Source organism: Spirosoma litoris (genome assembly GCF_054776755.1).
In genome coordinates, this window is record NZ_BAAHBI010000075.1 from 72420 (window position 1) to 91448 (window position 19029).

A 19029-nucleotide genomic window follows, 5' to 3' on the forward strand; every position below is an offset into this window, starting at 1 on the left:
AAAATGTTTAGCCTTCGGTAACTTCTTTTACACATTTACATGCTTCTCGGCATGATAACTGGACCGAACTAATGGTCCTGACTCAACGTACTTCAGCCCACGTTTCAGCCCTTCTTCACGATACATAGCGAATGTATCAGGATGAATCCATTCAATTACTTCGTGGTGCATTTTGGTCGGCTGTAGGTATTGGCCTAAGGTCAAGATATCTAACCCATTAACAGCCAGATCATCCATTGCCTTAAATACTTCATCGTGGGTTTCGCCTAAACCAAGCATAATACCCGATTTTGTTCGCTGTCCATATTCTTTAGTACGGCGAATTTGTTCGAGACTACGCTCATACCGAGCCTGTGGCCGCACCCGCCGATAAAGTCGTTCTACGGTTTCCATGTTATGCGAAACCACTTCCTGACCGGCCGAAATCATTCGCTCGAGTGCTTCCCAATTCCCTTTTGTATCAGGAATAAGGGTCTCTATAGTTGTAGAGGGCGATGCTTCTTTAATGAGTTTCACCGTTTGGTACCAGATTTCGGCACCCCGATCCTTCAGTTCGTCGCGATTTACTGACGTCAGTACAGCGTGCTTAACTTTCATCAGCACAATGGCTTCAGCTACACGCCGGGGCTCATCGGTATCATATTCGTTAGGGCGCCCGGTTGCCACTGCGCAGAATGTACAGCTTCGTGTGCAAACATTGCCCAGAATCATAAATGTAGCCGTACCTGCGCCCCAACACTCGCCCATATTGGGACAATTGCCACTTTCGCAGATGGTGTGAAGCTTGTGCTCGTCTACTAACTTACGAACTTTAGCATATTCAGGGCCAATAGGCAGTTTTACGCGCAGCCAATCGGGGCGTTTCGGAGCGCCCGCCCGGTTGCGTTGTTGTTCAGAGGGTATTACGGGTAGTTCGATCATGTCACCTCAATCCTTTCCAGCAAAATTCGTTTTCACAGCGGAAAGTTCACTCTATAAGCAAGGAGCAGGGAGCATGGCGCACGGTTTTACCAGCCCAACTCCGCGCTCCCTGCTCCTTGCTATCTATTTCTTACCCCCAAAAAATAAAGTAAGATAGGCCGACGTGAAGAAGTTACGATTGCCATCTTCCCGATTACCCGTTGCGCTTTGGTTGGGAATAATGACAATTTTATTGGGGAACACTTCGGCTAAGAAACCAATTTCAATACCTGTTGTATTGGCCCTGAAAGAACTCAGTTCAAAACTCAAAGCTGCTTTTACGTTCAATCCGACGGTGAGCTTCGACTGATCGAGGCCTTGAAAAAAGCCGCCAGCACCTACTACCGTTTCGCCAGTGGGCGTCATATAGCCATTTACTTGTGAAGCAGGTACAGTTCGGGACGAGTTGCCATAGGATACTTCCAGATAATAAGGCTTAATAATACCGAGCGAAGGCCCCCCGGCCAATATGCCACTTACGGCAATTCCTTCATCGCTATTGCGCTGAAACAGTTTCACTTCCCGGCCGTAAGAAGGGCGCAGGACGAACAGATAGTTTTCTTTTCCGCTGATATAGCGAGAGCTAATCGAATTGACAGAGGATTGGATCTCTTTCGGATGTTTTACATTGACAAGCTCAACACTAAGATAACTATACTGCGGCATGCCGTACAGTTTATTCGACAATAAACGAGATTGCCGGAAGGCAAAGCCACCGATAATACCCGAATTCGTGTTGGTAGTCAACCCAAATGTTGTTATGGTATGGTAGCTATCCTCTTCGCTGTCGACATTTTGCGCATTAGAAACCTGGCCCGACAAGAGGAGACAGCTTAACGCAAGTCCAAATACTGTGTATAGTGTTCGCATTTCGGTAAAATCCTGAATTAAAGCTACTCATTTTACTGATTATTCACAAAATCAGAGACCACAATTAGCGTAACTACATCGTTCTTTTTATGTTTAGGCTTAAACAGAGTCCGAAGCCATCGCAGATAGGCGATTTAGGTAACGGAGGCTGCTTACCATTAGCTGTTACCAATGTAAGCAGCGAGATTTGTGATTTACTCTAAACGATATACGTTTTTTATATGGCAACGATTCACATTGATTACCTGGGTGGCCTGCGTACCGATTGTGTCCATCTTCAATCGGGTACGCATATTAACACCGATGCTCCTACCGATAACCAGGGCATGGGTGAAGCGTTCTCACCAACTGATCTGGTGGCTAACGCACTGGGCTCCTGCATTATTACAACGATGGCCATTTTTGCCCGTCGCGATGGCATCGATTTAACCGGGAGCGAACTCGATGTAACGAAAGTGATGACCACGCAACCTCCCCGTCGTATTGCCCGCATCGAAGTTAACTTAACGCTCCGCGCGAATCGGGAAGGTGACGCTTTTTTACCCGACGATGAAACTCGTGCCCGGCTTGAAAAAATTGCCCATACCTGCCCCGTTGCTATTAGCTTACACCCTGATCTTGAGCAAGCCGTGAGTATTCGGTGGGAAACAGGAGTAGAAGTTTAATGTATGATATAGGATGTATGATGTATTTAACGCATAGGGATATATCATACATCCTATATCATCTTATTTCTTTTTCCGTTTTTGTCGCCAATACTTAATATCCGCAGTCAGATTTTCGAGGAAGAACGACGGCCCCACGGATATATATAAACCGGTATAATTGATTTGGCTATCTGGAATATCTTTTTTTAAGATAAATCGGTAGCCAGCCAAAAAGTTAATACCAAACCAGTGTAAGGGCCTCAACCAACGTACAGTTGGGAAATGATAAGCAGCATCTACTCCTACACCAAGCGGCAGAAAAACCCCTCTTGCCACCTCATGCCGATTTGCCTGATCATCATCAAGTTCATAGCGTGAGTGCCCATAGCCAAATTCAATCGGCATACTTATTTCGAAAGCTTTCCGGCGATACAGGTAACGCTCATAATACACCGTAGCGATACGCAAATGGCGCGTAACTGATTCGGATGTATTCGGCAATAATCCAGGTTCATCAAGCCTTTGGTTTATGAAATAAAAGCCAGCCCCAGCCTTGAAACTAGCCAATCGACCTCCTCGTAAAGCTGGCCGATCATGCTGAGCGGGAAATAAAAAGCCCGCCCTGACTCCATACATGCTAACCGGCATCCGTCGACCATTATCATTACGTGTATCATTAAAGAAAAAAAAACGCTGGTCGGTCGAAGCTGTAAATGTCAACGATTTAGGACGAGCACTGTGTAATGTATCTGGTTTAGTAACGCTCTGTAAGTGAGTAGGCTTGTCGATAACAGCGGTTGGCTGGGCCCAAACTGCCGTACCGATATAAAGCCAAAGTAGACAAGGTAAAGTTAGAATCCATCCTAATCGCATAGTTTTCACACAGTTGGTTAGCTAATAACTGTGCCCGGTCACAATGGTTCTGATAAGACCCGCCCCTATCTACAACTTACACTCACTACAGTCTGGATTTCTGTCGAAAAACTGCTGGCAGCCCCTCTTTAAATCGATCATAAGAGTTGCCAAAGTAGACACAAAAACAAGTCTATTCTTTTTGTGGGATATTATAAGTGACAGATAAAAGTAAATAGAAGCCAATTAACACACTAGCCATTTCTTAGCTAAGTACAAAAATCAGCAAATTATCCCCGATTACGGGCTCGTTCAAAAAATCGTTAATCTGGTCTTAATCTCTCCCTAAGCGACAAAAAAATCTTGCTGTTTTCCTATCCGGGAACGTTCCCGGTAACGCTTGCGTAAAAAAAGTGCGATAAATTATTCTTTATGTCCGATTTTTTTCAGAATATCATACTAGAATTTTTTCAAAGAATAATAGTACATAACAAAGCCATATCGAAGAATAATCCATAATTAATCCCATTGTATCTGGCGATTACTCCGCCCTTAGGTGATGTTTTTAATAAGTAGAAACCCTTATATCTGACGCTTTGGCCTACACGAAACAGCTATATACCGTGTCCCATAAGCCCTACTCTGCTTATACCATTGAGGAGCTCGCCCTTGATGACCTGTTCGTGCGTTGGGTGCAACATCCCGACGACGATGAGGTAGCAGCGTATTGGCAAAACTGGCTTTCGCAGAATCCAGACTGTACTGAAACCGTTGAATCAGCTCGTAACCTGATTCAGGAAGCCAGTCAGCCTCGATTGCCAGCTTTATCAACCGATGAGATTTCGTCGGTATGGGGGCGAATCCGGGAATCGCTTCAAACGATGGAAGATCTCCGTCCGCTTCAGCCTGATGTACGGGCAGTTGTTGGGTGGTGGTATTTTATGCGAACGGTAGCGGCCCTAATGGGTGTCATGCTTTTAATTGGCTGGGCACTATGGATGCAGTATGGTCCTAATCAATGCGTATCAACGATTAGTACACCTGCCAACCAAACCCGCCTAATCCGATTACCCGATAACTCAACCATGACCCTGCAACCGAATAGTTCAGTACGGTATGCACGTCAATGGAACGAAGAAACCCCCAGGGCAGTCTGGCTGAAAGGTGAAGCCGATTTTTCGGTTACGCACCGGAATGATACATCATCAGCCCGATTGTTCCGAGTTCATTTGCCCGACTTTACAATAGAAGCAGTTGGCACCATTTTTCGCGTAAGACAACGCTCTACTGGAACCTGTGTAGCCCTGACTTCCGGGAACATGAACTTACTTCTGAAAGAACAGCAATCCATTCAGCTTCAACCCGGCGATTCGATCCAGATAATCGCGGGTTTAGCCAAGTCTTTACCTTAACAATTAACTCTTACTTGAACCTACAATGCAGACAACAATTACCCAACCGCCACGGCGAGCGTGGCTTCCTTTGCTCGGCCTAACAGCGCTCGCGCTGGTTAGCCAACCGGCGTTCAGCGCGCCACCCTCCTCCCGGTTTCTGATCGAAAACCCAGCGCAGGAGCGCACAGTGACGGGTAAAGTCGTATCGTCCGACGATAATAGTCCGCTACCAGGTGTTAACGTAGCCGTAAAAGGTAGTTCACGGGGTACCACTACCGATGCCAGCGGTACGTATAAAATTGCAATTCCAACTGGTGCAGTAACGCTCGTATTTTCGTCGGTTGGTTTCCGGGCCGAGGAAGTGGTTGTCGGTAACAAATCAACGGTTGATATTCGACTAAACTCCGATGATAAGACGTTGAACGAAGTTGTCGTAGTTGGTTATGGTACGCAGAAGAAGAGTCAGCTAACTGGTGCTATTTCTTCGGTAAGCTCCAAGCAAATTACTGAGATGCCGATCACTAACATTGGTCAGGCATTGCAAGGCCGGGTAGCTGGGGTCGACGTAGCGCAATCGGGTAGTAAACCAGGCACCACTCCGAAAATTCTGATCCGGGGTCGTCGTTCATTTAATGCTAGTAATAACCCGCTTTATGTAGTAGACGGTATCCCACTGACTGGCGATCGAAACGAGTTATCATCGAGCCGTCCATTCGATTTTGTATCAGGTGGTTACGAAGATTTCAACCCGAACGATGTGGCTTCTACCGAAATTCTGAAAGATGCTACCTCAACTGCTATTTATGGGGCGAGGGGTGCTAACGGCGTGGTCCTGATCACGACCAAACGGGGTGCTCCCAAGGGTAAAACAGTCGTTAGCTACGACAATTATGTCGGCTTTACCAATGCTCTCGACAAAGTTCACCTGTATGATGGAGCTGGATATGCTGAGTTGAAGCGCGAATCGCGCCGGACAGTTGGTACTTACAAAGATGCCAATGGCAATGTTGTACCAACAGGAACAACTGATGCCTATGCCGACTCGAAATTATTCGAGCCAATCGAACTGGATGGGATTGCTAACAATCGCACAACCGATTATCAGGATATGATGATTCGGCAAGGCTTCCAGCAAAACCACTCGCTGGGCGTTCAGGGGGGTAATGAAAAGACGCAGTTTTATGTGTCCGGTAGTTTTTTCAAGGATAAAGGGATCATTCCAGGCCTGGATTATACCCGAACATCGCTTCGGGTCAATATTGATCACCAGATCAATAAAGTTCTTAAAATTGGTATTTCTTCGAATTTAGTCTATAGCCTCCGAAATGGTGCCAACCGAAACCCATATGGTTATACACTAAGTCAGAACCCACTTGCCAAAGCGTACGATGACAACGGGAACCTGATCTTTGCCCAAACAAGCGACGCTTTGCTGACCAATCCAATGGCCGAATTGGTGCCAGGTGCTCAGGTTGACGAAACCAAAAAATACCGAATTTTTAACGCGATCTATGCGGAAGCCAACATCCTGGATGGCTTGAAATACCGGATCAATTTCGGACCGGACTTTAGTGTACAACGGGCTGGTCGTTTCACGGGTGCTCAAACGAATGATATCAAAGGAGGAAACCCAACGGCATCGGTCAACAACCAATACGGCTTTAACTACGTAATCGAGAACATCTTAACGTACAACAAGGAGTTCGGAAAACACTCGTTGGGTGTAACAGCTTTGCAATCTATCCAGCGCGACAATTTTGAATTCAACAACAGCTCGGTTCAAGGTGTGCCTGTAGAAACGCAGCAATTTTTCAACGAAAAAAGCGCAAGTCTTGTAACAGGCGTTGGTAGTGGACTTACGCAGTGGACGATTAACTCGTACATGGCTAGGGTTAACTATGCTTACAACGATAAATATCTGTTGACAGCCACCATTCGTCGCGATGGTTCAAGCCGCTTTGGTGAAAATACCAAGTATGGTAACTTCCCTGGTCTGGCTCTTGCCTGGAATATGAGCAACGAAGACTTCCTGAAAAATGTAAGCTGGCTCGACCAACTTAAGCTCCGCGTTAGTTATGGTGCAACAGGTAACCAAGGGGTTTCTCCTTACCAAACCCAGGGATTATTAGGTCGTACGGTTTACGCATGGAATGCCGTTGGCGCTTTTGGATATCGTCCTAACAGCATTGGTAACCCTGATTTGAAATGGGAAACATCGACCACCAAAAACTTCGGGGTTGACTTTTCGCTCTGGCGTGGACGGGTAGCGGGTTCGGCTGAGATTTATCAAACAAATACAACCGATCTGCTGCTCTCCGATTATCTGCCATCTTCTACAGGCTTTAATGCCGTTACGCGTAACGTAGGCGAAACCCGCAACCGGGGTATCGAATTAACCGTGTCAACGGTGAACGTAAATACCAAAAGTGGTTTCAAATGGTCAACAGACTTAACCTACTATAAAAACACCGAAGCCATTTTGTCTTTGTACAATGGTAAAATAGATGATACCGGTAACCGATGGTTCATTGGTCAGCCACTCAACTCTTACTTCGATTATAAGAAAATTGGTATCTGGCAAACCTCCGAAGCCGATCAGGCCAAATCATTCGGGTTTACACCTGGACAAGTTAAATTACAGGATACCGACGGCGATGGAAAAATTACGGCAAACGACCGGGTACTTGTTGGAAACGATATTCCAAAATGGCAGGGTGGTATCACGAACCGGTTCAGTTATAAAGGTTTCGACTTGTCGTTCTTTATTTTTGCCCGGATCGGTCAAACTATTGTTAGTAAGTTCCACCAGAACAATCTGACATTACAGGGTCGTTATAACCAGATCGTTGTCGATTACTGGACTCCAAACAACCCAACGAACGCGTTCCCACGACCTAACTTCAACCAGGAGTTCCCAATTTACAACACCTCGTTCATCTACTTCGATGGCTCGTTTGTGAAAGTTCGGAACATCAATTTCGGATACACATTCCCATCGCACATTGCACAGAAACTGGGCATGCAATCGCTCCGCATTTATAGCAGCATACAGCAGCCATTCATTTTCTCAAGCTACCGCTCGAAATATAACGGTATCGACCCTGAGTCGGCAGATGGTAACGTAAACAGTGATGTTACACCAGCTACCCGCGTAACGACTTTCGGCCTGAACATCAAATTTTAATAATGGGCTTTTGCGCCAGTTAAAATCTAAAAAAATGAACTATAAATTGTCAATAAAATCACTGCGAGTACTAGGGGTTGCTGCCCTAATGCTCGTTGGTCAGTCAGGGTGTAAAGACACCTTAAAAGAGGTAGTTGTTTCGAACATTGGGACTGACTATATCAGCACCACAGCCGGTTTTCAGGCCGCTGTTAATGCCGCCTACTCCTCAATCCGAACTTTCTATGGTCAGGAACGGGGACTCACAATGACCGAGTATGGCACGGATCTTTATCAAACAGGCGCTGATGGAAGTTATAAAGGATTTCACCTTTATGATTCTCAGCTCATTGGTACGGTAGATATTATCCAGCAGGTTTGGGAAGAACTCTATAAAGGAATTAATACCTGTAATGCTGTTATTGGCCGGGCTGCAACTGTACCCGGCCTGACCGATGCCGTTAAAAAACAACGGGTAGCCGAAGCCAAATACTTGCGCGGTCTTTATTATTTTATTTTGGTTCAGCAGTTTGGCCCCTTGGATCTGCGCCTGACCGAAACGCTGGTCCCAACGAAAGCAGCTGTGCGTTCTTCTGAAGCCGATGTATATAAATCCATCATCGCCGACGTAGAAGCTTCTTTGCCCGATTTGGAAAATAAAGCGCAATCATCTGATTATGGCCGGGCGACCAAAGCTGCCGCCGAAAACTTACTGGCTAAAGTATACCTGACTAAGGCAACCTCATCGGCCAAAGCGGCTGACGATTATGCTAAATCAGCTACCTATGCACAGAATGTGATCAATAACTATGGTTTCAAACTCTTGCCCGATTTTTCCAGCGTATTTGCCCAGGGAGCCGGTGAAATCAGCAGCGAAGTGATCTGGTCGGTCCAGTATACCTCCGATCCGTTAACGAACGTAAACTCAGACAATACCGTAAACGGTAATGGCAACAACCTCCATTTACTGTTTGGGATGCAGTATGACGTTCAGGCTGGTATGCAACGCGACATTGCCTATGATCGCCCCTTTAAACGGCTGCGTCCAACAACTTATTTATTGGAAACCGTATTCAAGGATCGGGTAAACGATTCGCGCTATAAGAAAACGTTCCGGGATACCTGGTTATGCAATACATCTGGTGGCACCTTTACCAACGTGTTCGACACATCTAAAAAATCCGTCACCTTCAAGGCTGGCGATACCACGATTTACATTCCAGGTGTAGAATGGACATTGGCTCAACGGGCTGCCAAGCCTTATCAGGTACTGGTTCCAAGTTTGTACAGCAACTCGTTGTTCCCGACGCTAGTCAAATTCATGGACCCACTTCGCCCTGATAAAACCTATGAGCCTGGCAGCCGCGATTATCTCGTGTTTCGACTAGCTGATACTTACTTGATGCTGGCCGAAGCCCTGATTCAGCAAGGGAAAGCGGCCGATGCCGCTACCGCTATCAACATGGTTCGTCGTCGGGCTGCTGTAACAGGTAAAGAATCGGCGATGGAAATTACTGCTGCTCAAGCCACAATGGACTTCCTGATGGAAGAACGCGCTCGTGAATTATTAGGCGAACAGACTCGTTGGCTCGACCTGAAACGCTGGGGCAATTTGGTGGCACGGGTAAAACTGTACAATCCAGATGCGGCTCCAGCCATTAAGGAGACTCATAATTTACGGCCTGTTCCACAAACGCAAATTGACCGTAGCGATAAAGCCGCTGATGGTAGCCCAGGTTTCCCACAGAACCCAGGATACTAAAAATTGACTAACCAAAGGGTGATTAGGGAATAAATGGCGAAAGCAACTGTTTCTTGATCACCCTTTTTAGTAGTAGAATAGAATTGGGCAACGCTTATTTCTACGAATCTTCGATTTACCGTTTAAACAGTCAATAGTAATTACAACAACCTGAATAGATTAATAGCCCCTTATTATGCACGAGTTAGAAAACAGACGACAGTTTCTCTCAAAAGCTGGGTTATCAGCGTTAGCCATGTTCGCTGGCGTTGACAGCCTATTGGCTCGACCAACCCTTTCTGGTGAACAGGCACTGGCTAAAGTACCTGGCCTCAAAATCGCTTACTCCGCCATCACCTGGGGCGGCAATGATGCACAAGCGATTTCCGATCTGGCTTCTTTGGGTTATCATGGAATCCAGCTTCGGGCTAATGCCTTTGGCCCTTATAAAGCCAAACCGTCTGAATTAAAAGCATTGCTCGAGCAAAACCACCTGGCACTAGCTATGTTCTCAAGTGGGAATGTAGAGATAGACCCGGCTAAAGAACAAAGTACGATTGACATGCACGTAGCCCATGCGAGTTTTGTAAAAGCACTTGGTGGCTCGGCCATTCAGTTAACGAACTCAGCTCGCCCAAAAGACCGACTTCCAACGACCGAAGAATTGAAGCGGCTGGCAACTGTCATGAATGAGATTGGCAAACAAACAGCCGATTTAGGTATTCAGGCAACTTATCATAATCACATGCACCAACTGGGCGAAACGCCAGAAGAGGTGGAGGTGATTGTACAGGCAATGAATCCGAAATACGTGAAATTAGAGCTCGACATTGCCCACTACAAACAAGGTGGTGGCCAACCTGAAAAGGCGGTCAAGCAATATAAAGATATTATTTATGCCTTGCATTTAAAAGACACAATGTCTCCCCTACCCGACAAACCGGGCGATTCTAAAGCCTACAAATTCGTTGAACTGGGTCGAGGCAATGTAAATGTTCCGGCGGTGTTTAAAGCCCTGGACGAAATCAAGTTTAAAGGCTGGGGTATTGTTGAACTAGATGGTGTACCCGAAAAAGACAAAACACCTATCCAGTGCGCTCAAATCAATAAAGACTACATTACCAAAACCTTAAATCAGCCGTTGTGAATGGCCGAATGAATGACAAAGTGAATAGTTTTGCGAAATGCCTACTGGCTACTGTAGTACACGTTATTCATGATACAACCAATCACCTTTAAAAAATGAAATACTTTATTTTAACAGGATTACTCCTTGTAACAGGTTTACTCGCCAAAGCTCAACAGGCACCTAATACGCTCACAGCACAGGAGAAAAAAGATGGCTGGAAGTTGCTGTTCGATGGCAAAACCACCAATGGCTGGCGGGGCGCTTACAAAGATAAATTCCCCGCAAAAGGTTGGGATGTTACCGATGGTATGCTGACCATCCAACAATCGAATGGGTCAGAATCTGAAAGCTTCGGTGATATTGTTACAGATGGCGAATACAGTGATTTCGACCTTGTCTTTGACTTTAAATTAACGGAAGGCGCTAATAGTGGCGTTAAATATTTTGTGGCTGAACAAAGCCCAAAACCAAAAGGATCAGCTTTTGGTCTGGAGTTTCAGGTATTGGACGATGATAAACATCCTGATGCCAAACTCGGTCGGAACGGGAACCGCACGGTAGGCTCGTTGTACGATCTGATTCCGGCAAGTGGTAAAAAAGCCAATCCAATTGGCGAGTGGAACACAGGCCGCGTCATTTCGAAAGGCAAACACGTTGAACACTGGCTCAATGGCAAAAAAGTCGTTGAATACGAACGCGGTAGCGAACAGTTCCGCGAATTGGTTGCCATGAGCAAGTATAAAGCTCCCGAATACAATGCCAATGGCCGTTTTGGCGAAGCGCCTAAAGGGCATATCCTGCTTCAGGATCACGGCAATCGGGTATACTTCCGAAATATGAAGATTAAAACGCTCTAAGTAGCTTCAGGACGAATAGCCTTTTTATCATTGTCTATAGTATCTTTTAAAAACACGTTAACTTCTATGGAAAATCGCCGTGAGTTTATAAAAAAATCGGCTTTGGCTGGTCTGGGGATGAGTTTCTCGGCTAGTAGCTACGCCCGAATCATTGGCTCAAACGACCGCGTTCGTGTAGGTATCATTGGTTTCTCGGATCGCTTCCGGCAATCGCTGGCCCCTGCTTTTGCCGAACACGCTAAAGCCCAGAATTTTGCTTTCGTAGGCGTTTCCGATCTATGGAATCGCCGTCGCGACGAAGCCGAAGCCTTTCTGAAAGGGAAAGCTCATACAGACGGTAACTTTTTCAAGGCTCGTAATAACGATGAACTCCTTGATCGTAAGGATGTCGATGCCGTTATTATTAGCACCGCCGATTTCCAACATGCGTTACATTGTACCGCAGCGGTAGAATCGGGTCGGGATGTGTATTGCGAAAAGCCATTTGCCGAATCACTCGATGATGCCCGCCGAGCGGTCAAAGCAGTAGAAGCATCAAAAAAAATTGTACAGGTTGGTTCGCAGCGTCGGTCGGCCCCAAACTACCACTCGGCCAATGAATTCATCAAGTCTGGTAAGTTTGGCGATATTACCATGGTAGAAATGACCTGGAACGTTAATCAGCCTGGTCGCTGGCGTCGGCCTAAGTTAGTGTCTGAAATTCGGAAAGAAGATACTGACTGGGATCGCTACCAACTCAATCGCCCCAAAACAGCCTGGGATCCACGTAAATATTTGGAGTTCCGGTTGTTCTATCCGTACTCGTCAGGTATTCCTGGTCAGTGGATGTCGCACCAGATTGATACCGTACACTGGTTCAGTGGTTTAGACCATCCTCGTTCGGTAGTGGCCAATGGCGGCATTTATAGCTGGAAAGATGGTCGTGTGAATGCAGATACGTTTACGGCGGTCTTCGATTACGGCCCAGACAATGATAAAACCAAGGGCTTCCAGGTGTTGTACTCCTCTCGGATGAACAACGAAGCTGGTGGTGTAAAAGAATACTACTTCTCGAACGGTGGTATGATTAACCTCGACACGAACAAAATTTCGCCCGAGGGTGGTCTGGAAGCGAAATATGCCAAAGACATGAACATGCAGGCGAATCTTCTGCCAACCATGTCACTTGGCGAAGCGGCCAAAATGGAAACATCGGCTAACACCGGGGGCGATCCAATGACCTCGCTACACATGCTGAACTGGATGGAATGTATTCGTAGCCGGAAAGAGACAAATGCACCAGCTCGGGTGGGCTTCAATCACTCAGTTGCCAACATCATGGCTACAACGGCTCTGCATACCGGCAAGCGCGTAACCTGGGATTCAACCAAGCATGACATGGTGATAAGCTAGTTTTTTATGTATGATGTAGGCTATATGATGTATACAGTAAAAACACATCATATAGCCTACATCATTTCAACAGTGCTGCGCCGATCTGGCAACTCAGGCACTTTTTTAGTGCACAAAACTCATTATAGAGTTCAATGGCCGCCTGTGAATCGAAAGCCGTGCGAATACCTAGTCCAAGGGTGTCCCAGTTTTCGGTCAGGTGGTTTTTTTCTGCCGAAAGCTTTTCCAGCAATTCAATCGCCCGATCAATATACGCTGGCTGATCCCGATGATGAGCATACGCAGCCAACAAGGGTACTGCTGTATTAATTACAATATTCTCGGCTGAGGTTAATCCTAAGGCAGGAGCCCCTTTGTCTGTTTCTTTCCCAAAACGATAGTGCGTCAGCCAATAATCAGAAGGTATTATCTGTAGGGCTTTAAGCAATCGTTCAACATCGGGTGTACCTACAAAGAGCGAAAATAAACTAGCATGGTGCGTTACCAAACGAGCGAACTGGGCCAATCGTAGTGTAGGAAAATTAGCTGGTCGCAGCCTCCCCCACTTCCATATATGAGCTGGCATCTCTTTATCAGCTAGCGCATATTTGGCGGCCATAAACCGGTATTCGCGCTGAAGCATTTTCGTGTATTCCTCCGGTTCATCAACCTCCAATAATCCAGCCACCCCAAATAATATTGCCTCAACTTGTGCCAGTACGTCCCGATGTTTCAGTATTGCCTTTAAAGGGATAGTACGGCTGAGTTGCGCCATCGGGTCAGCATTGATTTTGAAACCCATGTTTATGGCCAGCAATCGATAGGCTGTTTCCTCCCAATCGCCACCTGTCTGCTCAACTATCTTCTGAACGTCTGAGGCTTTACGCTCCAAGCGTTGCATCATAGCCTTATCTAGCATAGATGTGATGCGTAAAGGCGTTATGTTGCGAAATTGCCCAGCACATGGAATAGCCTCTACCGAATTACTTAATAACTTATATCGATCCAGCAAGGTAGGATCGATGAGGGATTGGAGTTCAAGGGTGGGTAGCGGAGTACCATTAGCACGATCAACCTGAGCGCCATTGGTTGCCCGGTCATCTTGCCAGACGACATGTAGGATAACATTATCGTAGGCACGATCGTATTGATGCCGATGCACAAGCCAATCCGATGTTCGGGTATGCATTTCAACGGTACCCACCCACTCTACGTCATTGATTAATAACCGGGCATTGGTAAAATCTGGTCCCGCGTTATTATTCCGAAACCCAGGATGGAGAACCTGAATAAATTCGCCATCAGTAGTTATCAGTTTATTTTTAGTGAAATACTGGAACTGCCAAATAAAATAAAGGAAAATTTCAGGCACGGGTCAGCAGTTAATTAGTAATAGATAGGTCTCCATTGAAACGCCAAGTACAGCCCAATGTAAACATAATTATCCAACTAATATACCTGCTAATATCCTACAGCTTAATTCTTAATGACATCAGCCAAATACTTGGCCATTTCTTTCTGTAAACTACTGGCTTCAGCTCGTGCCTTATCGGCAAAATCTACTCCATTAGAAGCATATAAGATACTTCTCGACGCATTCACTAACAGCCCACCGGCAGCGGTTAAACCTCGCCGGGATACATCTTCCAGGCTCCCTCCCTGGGCACCTACACCAGGTACAAGCAGGAAATTATCAGGAGCGAGTTCTCGAATACGGCTTAATTCATTTGCTTGAGTAGCTCCAACAACAAACATTAACTTATCTGCTCCAGCCCAGTTATGGGCAGCTTCCATAACCAATTCAAATAGCTCCTGATCACCCACTTGTTGGCGCTGAAAATCGGCGCTTCCGGGATTGGATGTAAGCGCCAGAAGAATGACCCACTTGTTTTCATAGGCTAGAAAGGGCAAGACCGAATCATGACCCATATAAGGGGCTACTGTTACAGAATCAAAAGACAGCCCAGCCGCTTCGGGATCAAAGAAAGTACGGGCATACAAATCTGATGTGTTACCGATATCTCCCCGTTTGGCATCAGCAATTGTAAAGCAATCGGCCGGAATATAATCCAGTGTTTTCTGAAGACTCTCCCAGCCTCGTGGTCCCTGTGCTTCGTAAAAAGCAATGTTGGGTTTATAGGCTACAGCAAAATCGGCAGTAGCATCAATAATTGCTTTGTTGAAGGCAAAAACCGGATCAGGTTCGGTTAGCAGATGATGCGGGAGCTTACGAGGATCGGTATCTAAACCAACACACAAATAAGACTGCTTTTGAAAAATCAGATTACTTAACTCCGAATAAGTCATGCTGAAGTGGGAATCACGAACGAAAAGATTATGCTCAAAATTACAACTTACAGTGTCGGTTTCATAAATTTGTCCCTTATAGACCTTCGAAATTAGAAATTCCACTTACTATGCAAGTTCGGCAAACTGCCATTGAGGGCCTGATTGAATTGATTCCACGCGTATTTGAAGATGAACGCGGCCATTTTTTCGAGTCTTACAATAAACCTCTTTTCGTATCACTGGGCCTGCCTATGGAGTTTGTGCAGGACAATCAGTCATTCTCTGTAAAAGGCGTTCTACGTGGGTTACATATGCAAAATGCACCCTTCGCTCAGGGAAAATTAGTTCGGGTAATTACAGGTCAGGTCTTGGATGTAGCCGTTGACTTACGGCCGGACTCGCCAACATTTGGCCAATACGAAACATTCTTGCTAGATGCTAAGCTGGCTAATATGGCCTATATTCCAGAAGGCTTTGCCCATGGCTTTGTAGCACTAGAAGACAGCATATTCAGTTATAAATGCACGAACGTTTATAACAAAGCCTCCGAATCAGGTATTATTTGGAATGATCCAGACTTGAATATCAATTGGGGAGTAGAAAATCCTATTGTTTCGGAAAAAGATCAGGAGTTAAAAACCCTACGTGAGGTTTTACCGGAAGCATAGTCTGATTCAGTCTATGATATAGGATGTATGGTATAGTTAGACGGAAGAATACATTATACATTCTATATCATAGACCTTACATCATCACTCACTTCTCATACATTTCTTCCAATACCTTCCGGCCAACTTTCCGAGCCGACAACGGGTTTTGCCCCGTTACCAATCGTTCGTCGACTTCAATGTAAGGTAGAAAGGGAATAAGGCCCTTGCTGTATAGCGCTTTTCGCTGTTTTAAAGCATCTTCAAGAGAAAATGGGACTTCTTCGTCAAGTCGCACAAGCTTTTCTTCCATATTCGAAAAACCCGTTACTTGCCGATTATCTATTAGAAGCGAGCCATCCGACAAAGTAACATTCAGCAGTGCACTTACACCGTGGCAAACAGCAGCTACCATACCACCACCCTCATAAATCTGCTGGGTTATTCGTTGAAGCGCCTGATTATTCGGAAAATCCCACATGGTACCATGACCTCCCGTGAAATAAACGATCTGGTAATTAGCCGGATCAACATCATCTAGTTTTAGGGAGTTTTCTAGTTTCGAACGAAATGTTGGATCATGCGACCATTTTTCGTTGATCGTATCACGTCGCTCAATACTCTTCTCATCAATTGGTATAGTGCCACCTACAGGACTCGCAATATCATAAGGTAGGTTCCGTCCGGCTAACTCATCATAAAAGTGGGTTGCCTCACTTAACCACAAGCCCGTTTTATGAGGTTTTGTCGGATAATCCGTATGATTTGTGCAGACAATTAGCGCGCGGTAAATAGGGTCCATGAGCAGATAAGCAATGGCAGATTATGGTAACTAACCGACACTTCGGGACGAAGATAAACGGTTTATAGTAAAACCATCTATGGTGAGTGACTTACTCTGAATTGATTAGCCAATCTTTTTACTTTTTATAGACTTCCTTTATTGTTATCCTGAGACGTATATTTCGTATAAGCCTGGATTAGCCAATAAAAATTTGCCTGAGTAAAGTTTTGACCTATTAAATAAATTATCATTTTATTATATTTGTTGATAAACCGTATTGTACTGATCCTCATGCCAAACTTAACTTACGAATCTCTTCAAGCTGAGTATGCCTGGATGCTTGTATCCGATCAACTTCAGCAACGTAATAATGTCTTAGCTAAAAGTATATCGCACATGGAACGCAATCCTAAGGAGTTGCCCATGGCCAGTCGGTTGATTATCCTTCGCTATCATCTTAAAATGAGCTTACGCCAATTAACGCAGTCAGCTCGTCAGCATAAGTCTGAGTCTGTAAACGTTAATCAGTTGGCAGAGCAGTGGCAACATGTTCATCAATTATTCTTCCTGCTCCGTCAGATTGATAACGAGCTTGGCCGTGCTACAACAGAAAGTCAGACTCTACGCTCGTGGATGAAATCGCTCGATGGGCGCGTTTATCGCTCATCGTTAGTTCATTTGAACTAAACAGGCATCTTATACAACAGAAAAAGGGTTAATTAACAGGGAGGCCTCCCTGTTAATTAACCCTTTTTCTGTTGTATAACGAATAGCTTTCTATTTGCCAGAATTCGCTTATCGTTTCCGATTTGAAGGGATATATTGGATTTTCTTTACGCCAACCAACGCACAGCCTGGTACACAGGGTGCAGGTGGATCAGTTGCTTCTACGGTAGGGCCATCGATGGTTGAAGCAACCCAGGCAAACTCAGCCCAGGCATTCGGTTGTGCTTTATCCGAAACTGGTTCAAAAGCAATTTGCCCAATATTGGCATTGAGCCAATCATCATTTGAACTCAAATCAATTGTATAGATATGATATTTCCCATCGTTAATGACCGGGAACTCCATTATTCGATCGCCTGTGCCATAGAGTGTTACATCATCGCTTCGGCGCCATTTGAGCCGGAATTTATCGCTTTGGGTGTTAAACGCGGCCTTCAAATAAATTTTCGGATTGTTGCGCCCTTTCCAGAAAACGAATGGAGACAAAACGCGCGCATTTGTTGCATCATCAAGCAGCATATGCAATTTTCCCGCAATCGGCCAGCCTGTATCTGTTACATGATAATAAGTCCAACCTTTTCTTGATGTATCAAAAAGAAAATTAGGGCCTGCAGGTGAGTGGGTCTTGTTATAAACGTAGGAACGAATATCATTTAAATGTCCTAAGATCAATTCGTAATCCCATTCATGTACTAGATTATAATCAAATATGACCTTATTCGTAGCGGCAATATAGGAAGCTACGGTACTCGTTTCATCGCCCCCTAAATCAGATCCGAAATACCCTCTTTTAAATTCATAATTACCTGGTGAATATAGGCCAACTCCATAGCCATTATCATTGGTAGATGCCATCCAGGGCTCGGTAGGAAAAACATCCCCAAAAAGCATGGTACTTGGAGGCTGTATCCGCTCTAATGAAAGTGAGCCGTTAGTATAGGGGCTTGCACCCTTATAGAGCCACATATTATGATAGTCTCCCGTCAAATACACACAGGGAAATTCTTGCTGACGAGCCTCGTATTGTGTTTTATCAGATCGAGATAATTCGACTTTTACGTGCACCTTTACCACATTCCCATCTAAACGAACCCAGTGTTCTATAGTAGCTTCGCCAGGCTCATTGTTAAAGGCAAACTGCTTAGGGACGGTTTTAGTATGTAGTAGATTATCTTGCTTTTCAACCAGCAATACCTGCGAGGGATTAAAATTTACATCACCCGCCTGAATTGGATTCCAGCCAAGACCAGTCCAGGCGGGGTTCCCATTTTGTGAGTAATCATAGGGCCCTCCGTAGAGCCCTACCTGTATTTGCCGACCAAGATCAGTGCGCCCACCAATGACAGGGTTGCTAACCATGTTCTGCGTCTTAACAAGCCCACCATGATCATTTACGAAGGTAAGGTATGTAATGGCACCACCAGCATTTGTATTAATACCTACTTTAATCTGCGAATTCTCAATCGTTAGTAATCCATCGGCAAAGGCTCCTATGCGCGTTGATGACGATGTACGTAGGCTAGAAGATGAGCTACGAAGTTGAGCCTTTAGTAGTATTGGTGACCCCAGAAAGATTACCAAGAATAAAAAACGCCAATG

The 19029-nt window shown here is 45.3% G+C and carries 16 protein-coding genes; 9 read left to right on the forward strand and 7 right to left on the reverse strand.

Annotation, left to right across the window (positions count from 1 at the left end):
* Window positions 1-27: 27 nt before the first annotated feature.
* Window positions 28-921 carry a lipoyl synthase gene (gene lipA, locus ACYVGR_RS35555; RefSeq protein ID WP_460965350.1) on the reverse strand — a complete coding sequence of 298 codons (894 nt, stop codon included), beginning with the start codon at window positions 919-921 and terminating at the stop codon, window positions 28-30.
* 123 nt (window positions 922-1044) lie between these two features.
* Window positions 1045-1830 carry a hypothetical protein gene (locus tag ACYVGR_RS35560; RefSeq protein ID WP_460965352.1) on the reverse strand — a complete coding sequence of 262 codons (786 nt, stop codon included), beginning with the start codon at window positions 1828-1830 and terminating at the stop codon, window positions 1045-1047.
* A gap of 221 nt (window positions 1831-2051) precedes the next feature.
* Between ACYVGR_RS35560 and ACYVGR_RS35565 the strand changes: the two genes are divergently transcribed.
* Entirely contained in the window at window positions 2052-2495 is a 444-nt protein-coding gene (locus ACYVGR_RS35565; RefSeq protein ID WP_460965353.1) for an OsmC family protein, read from the forward strand.
* A 63-nt stretch (window positions 2496-2558) separates the two neighbouring features.
* On the opposite strand, the gene ACYVGR_RS35570 is transcribed toward ACYVGR_RS35565, so the two are convergent.
* Window positions 2559-3350, reverse strand: a complete 792-nt coding sequence (locus ACYVGR_RS35570) for a hypothetical protein (RefSeq protein WP_460965355.1) — start codon at window positions 3348-3350, stop codon at window positions 2559-2561.
* A gap of 575 nt (window positions 3351-3925) precedes the next feature.
* Between ACYVGR_RS35570 and ACYVGR_RS35575 the strand changes: the two genes are divergently transcribed.
* From ACYVGR_RS35575 to ACYVGR_RS35600, 6 genes are all read left to right on the forward strand, one after another.
* Entirely contained in the window at window positions 3926-4741 is an 816-nt protein-coding gene (locus ACYVGR_RS35575) for a FecR family protein (protein ID WP_460965357.1), read from the forward strand.
* Between the two features lie 25 nt (window positions 4742-4766).
* Entirely contained in the window at window positions 4767-7907 is a 3141-nt protein-coding gene (locus tag ACYVGR_RS35580) for a SusC/RagA family TonB-linked outer membrane protein (protein ID WP_460965359.1), read from the forward strand.
* Between the two features lie 34 nt (window positions 7908-7941).
* Window positions 7942-9648: a RagB/SusD family nutrient uptake outer membrane protein gene (locus tag ACYVGR_RS35585; protein ID WP_460965361.1), complete on the forward strand. Its 1707-nt coding sequence runs from the start codon at window positions 7942-7944 to the stop codon at window positions 9646-9648.
* A 175-nt stretch (window positions 9649-9823) separates the two neighbouring features.
* Window positions 9824-10774 carry a sugar phosphate isomerase/epimerase family protein gene (locus ACYVGR_RS35590; protein ID WP_460965363.1) on the forward strand — a complete coding sequence of 317 codons (951 nt, stop codon included), beginning with the start codon at window positions 9824-9826 and terminating at the stop codon, window positions 10772-10774.
* Window positions 10775-10869: 95 nt separating this feature from the next.
* The gene (locus ACYVGR_RS35595; RefSeq protein WP_460965365.1) at window positions 10870-11613 is read left to right on the forward strand and encodes a 3-keto-disaccharide hydrolase; all 744 of its coding nucleotides are present in this window, start codon (window positions 10870-10872) and stop codon (window positions 11611-11613) included.
* Window positions 11614-11679: 66 nt separating this feature from the next.
* Window positions 11680-13005 (forward strand): Gfo/Idh/MocA family protein, encoded by a 1326-nt coding sequence (locus ACYVGR_RS35600; protein WP_460965367.1) that lies wholly within the window; start codon window positions 11680-11682, stop codon window positions 13003-13005.
* A 61-nt stretch (window positions 13006-13066) separates the two neighbouring features.
* Here the strand turns inward: ACYVGR_RS35600 and ACYVGR_RS35605 are convergent, their stop codons facing one another.
* Both ACYVGR_RS35605 and pyrF read right to left on the reverse strand, forming a co-directional pair.
* Window positions 13067-14356: a DUF2851 family protein gene (locus ACYVGR_RS35605; protein WP_460965369.1), complete on the reverse strand. Its 1290-nt coding sequence runs from the start codon at window positions 14354-14356 to the stop codon at window positions 13067-13069.
* 104 nt (window positions 14357-14460) lie between these two features.
* The gene (gene pyrF / locus ACYVGR_RS35610) at window positions 14461-15291 is read right to left on the reverse strand and encodes an orotidine-5'-phosphate decarboxylase (protein WP_460965370.1); all 831 of its coding nucleotides are present in this window, start codon (window positions 15289-15291) and stop codon (window positions 14461-14463) included.
* Between the two features lie 110 nt (window positions 15292-15401).
* Here pyrF and rfbC point away from each other — a divergent pair, with 110 nt between their 5' ends.
* A complete protein-coding gene (rfbC, locus tag ACYVGR_RS35615; RefSeq protein ID WP_460965372.1) occupies window positions 15402-15941 on the forward strand; it encodes a dTDP-4-dehydrorhamnose 3,5-epimerase in 540 nt (179 codons plus the stop codon).
* An 88-nt stretch (window positions 15942-16029) separates the two neighbouring features.
* Here rfbC and ACYVGR_RS35620 read toward each other — a convergent pair whose 3' ends face one another.
* Window positions 16030-16722 carry a type 1 glutamine amidotransferase domain-containing protein gene (locus ACYVGR_RS35620; protein ID WP_460965374.1) on the reverse strand — a complete coding sequence of 231 codons (693 nt, stop codon included), beginning with the start codon at window positions 16720-16722 and terminating at the stop codon, window positions 16030-16032.
* Window positions 16723-16995: 273 nt separating this feature from the next.
* Between ACYVGR_RS35620 and ACYVGR_RS35625 the strand changes: the two genes are divergently transcribed.
* Window positions 16996-17391: a hypothetical protein gene (locus ACYVGR_RS35625; protein WP_460965376.1), complete on the forward strand. Its 396-nt coding sequence runs from the start codon at window positions 16996-16998 to the stop codon at window positions 17389-17391.
* 108 nt (window positions 17392-17499) lie between these two features.
* Here ACYVGR_RS35625 and ACYVGR_RS35630 read toward each other — a convergent pair whose 3' ends face one another.
* The gene (locus tag ACYVGR_RS35630) at window positions 17500-19011 is read right to left on the reverse strand and encodes a hypothetical protein (protein WP_460965378.1); all 1512 of its coding nucleotides are present in this window, start codon (window positions 19009-19011) and stop codon (window positions 17500-17502) included.
* Window positions 19012-19029: the final 18 nt, after the last annotated feature.

Excerpts from the sequence above, each read along its gene's own strand:
- rfbC (WP_460965372.1), top strand. The coding sequence starts at position 15,402 with ATGCAAGTTCGGCAAACTGCCATTGAGGGCCTGATTGAATTGATTCCA.
- lipA (WP_460965350.1), bottom strand. The coding sequence starts at position 921 with ATGATCGAACTACCCGTAATACCCTCTGAACAACAACGCAACCGGGCG.
- ACYVGR_RS35565 (WP_460965353.1), top strand. The coding sequence starts at position 2,052 with ATGGCAACGATTCACATTGATTACCTGGGTGGCCTGCGTACCGATTGT.
- ACYVGR_RS35560 (WP_460965352.1), bottom strand. The coding sequence starts at position 1,830 with ATGCGAACACTATACACAGTATTTGGACTTGCGTTAAGCTGTCTCCTC.
- pyrF (WP_460965370.1), bottom strand. The coding sequence starts at position 15,291 with ATGACTTATTCGGAGTTAAGTAATCTGATTTTTCAAAAGCAGTCTTAT.
- ACYVGR_RS35625 (WP_460965376.1), top strand. The coding sequence starts at position 16,996 with ATGCCAAACTTAACTTACGAATCTCTTCAAGCTGAGTATGCCTGGATG.
- ACYVGR_RS35585 (WP_460965361.1), top strand. The coding sequence starts at position 7,942 with ATGAACTATAAATTGTCAATAAAATCACTGCGAGTACTAGGGGTTGCT.
- ACYVGR_RS35600 (WP_460965367.1), top strand. The coding sequence starts at position 11,680 with ATGGAAAATCGCCGTGAGTTTATAAAAAAATCGGCTTTGGCTGGTCTG.
- ACYVGR_RS35620 (WP_460965374.1), bottom strand. The coding sequence starts at position 16,722 with ATGGACCCTATTTACCGCGCGCTAATTGTCTGCACAAATCATACGGAT.
- ACYVGR_RS35590 (WP_460965363.1), top strand. The coding sequence starts at position 9,824 with ATGCACGAGTTAGAAAACAGACGACAGTTTCTCTCAAAAGCTGGGTTA.
- ACYVGR_RS35570 (WP_460965355.1), bottom strand. The coding sequence starts at position 3,350 with ATGCGATTAGGATGGATTCTAACTTTACCTTGTCTACTTTGGCTTTAT.
- ACYVGR_RS35580 (WP_460965359.1), top strand. The coding sequence starts at position 4,767 with ATGCAGACAACAATTACCCAACCGCCACGGCGAGCGTGGCTTCCTTTG.
- ACYVGR_RS35595 (WP_460965365.1), top strand. The coding sequence starts at position 10,870 with ATGAAATACTTTATTTTAACAGGATTACTCCTTGTAACAGGTTTACTC.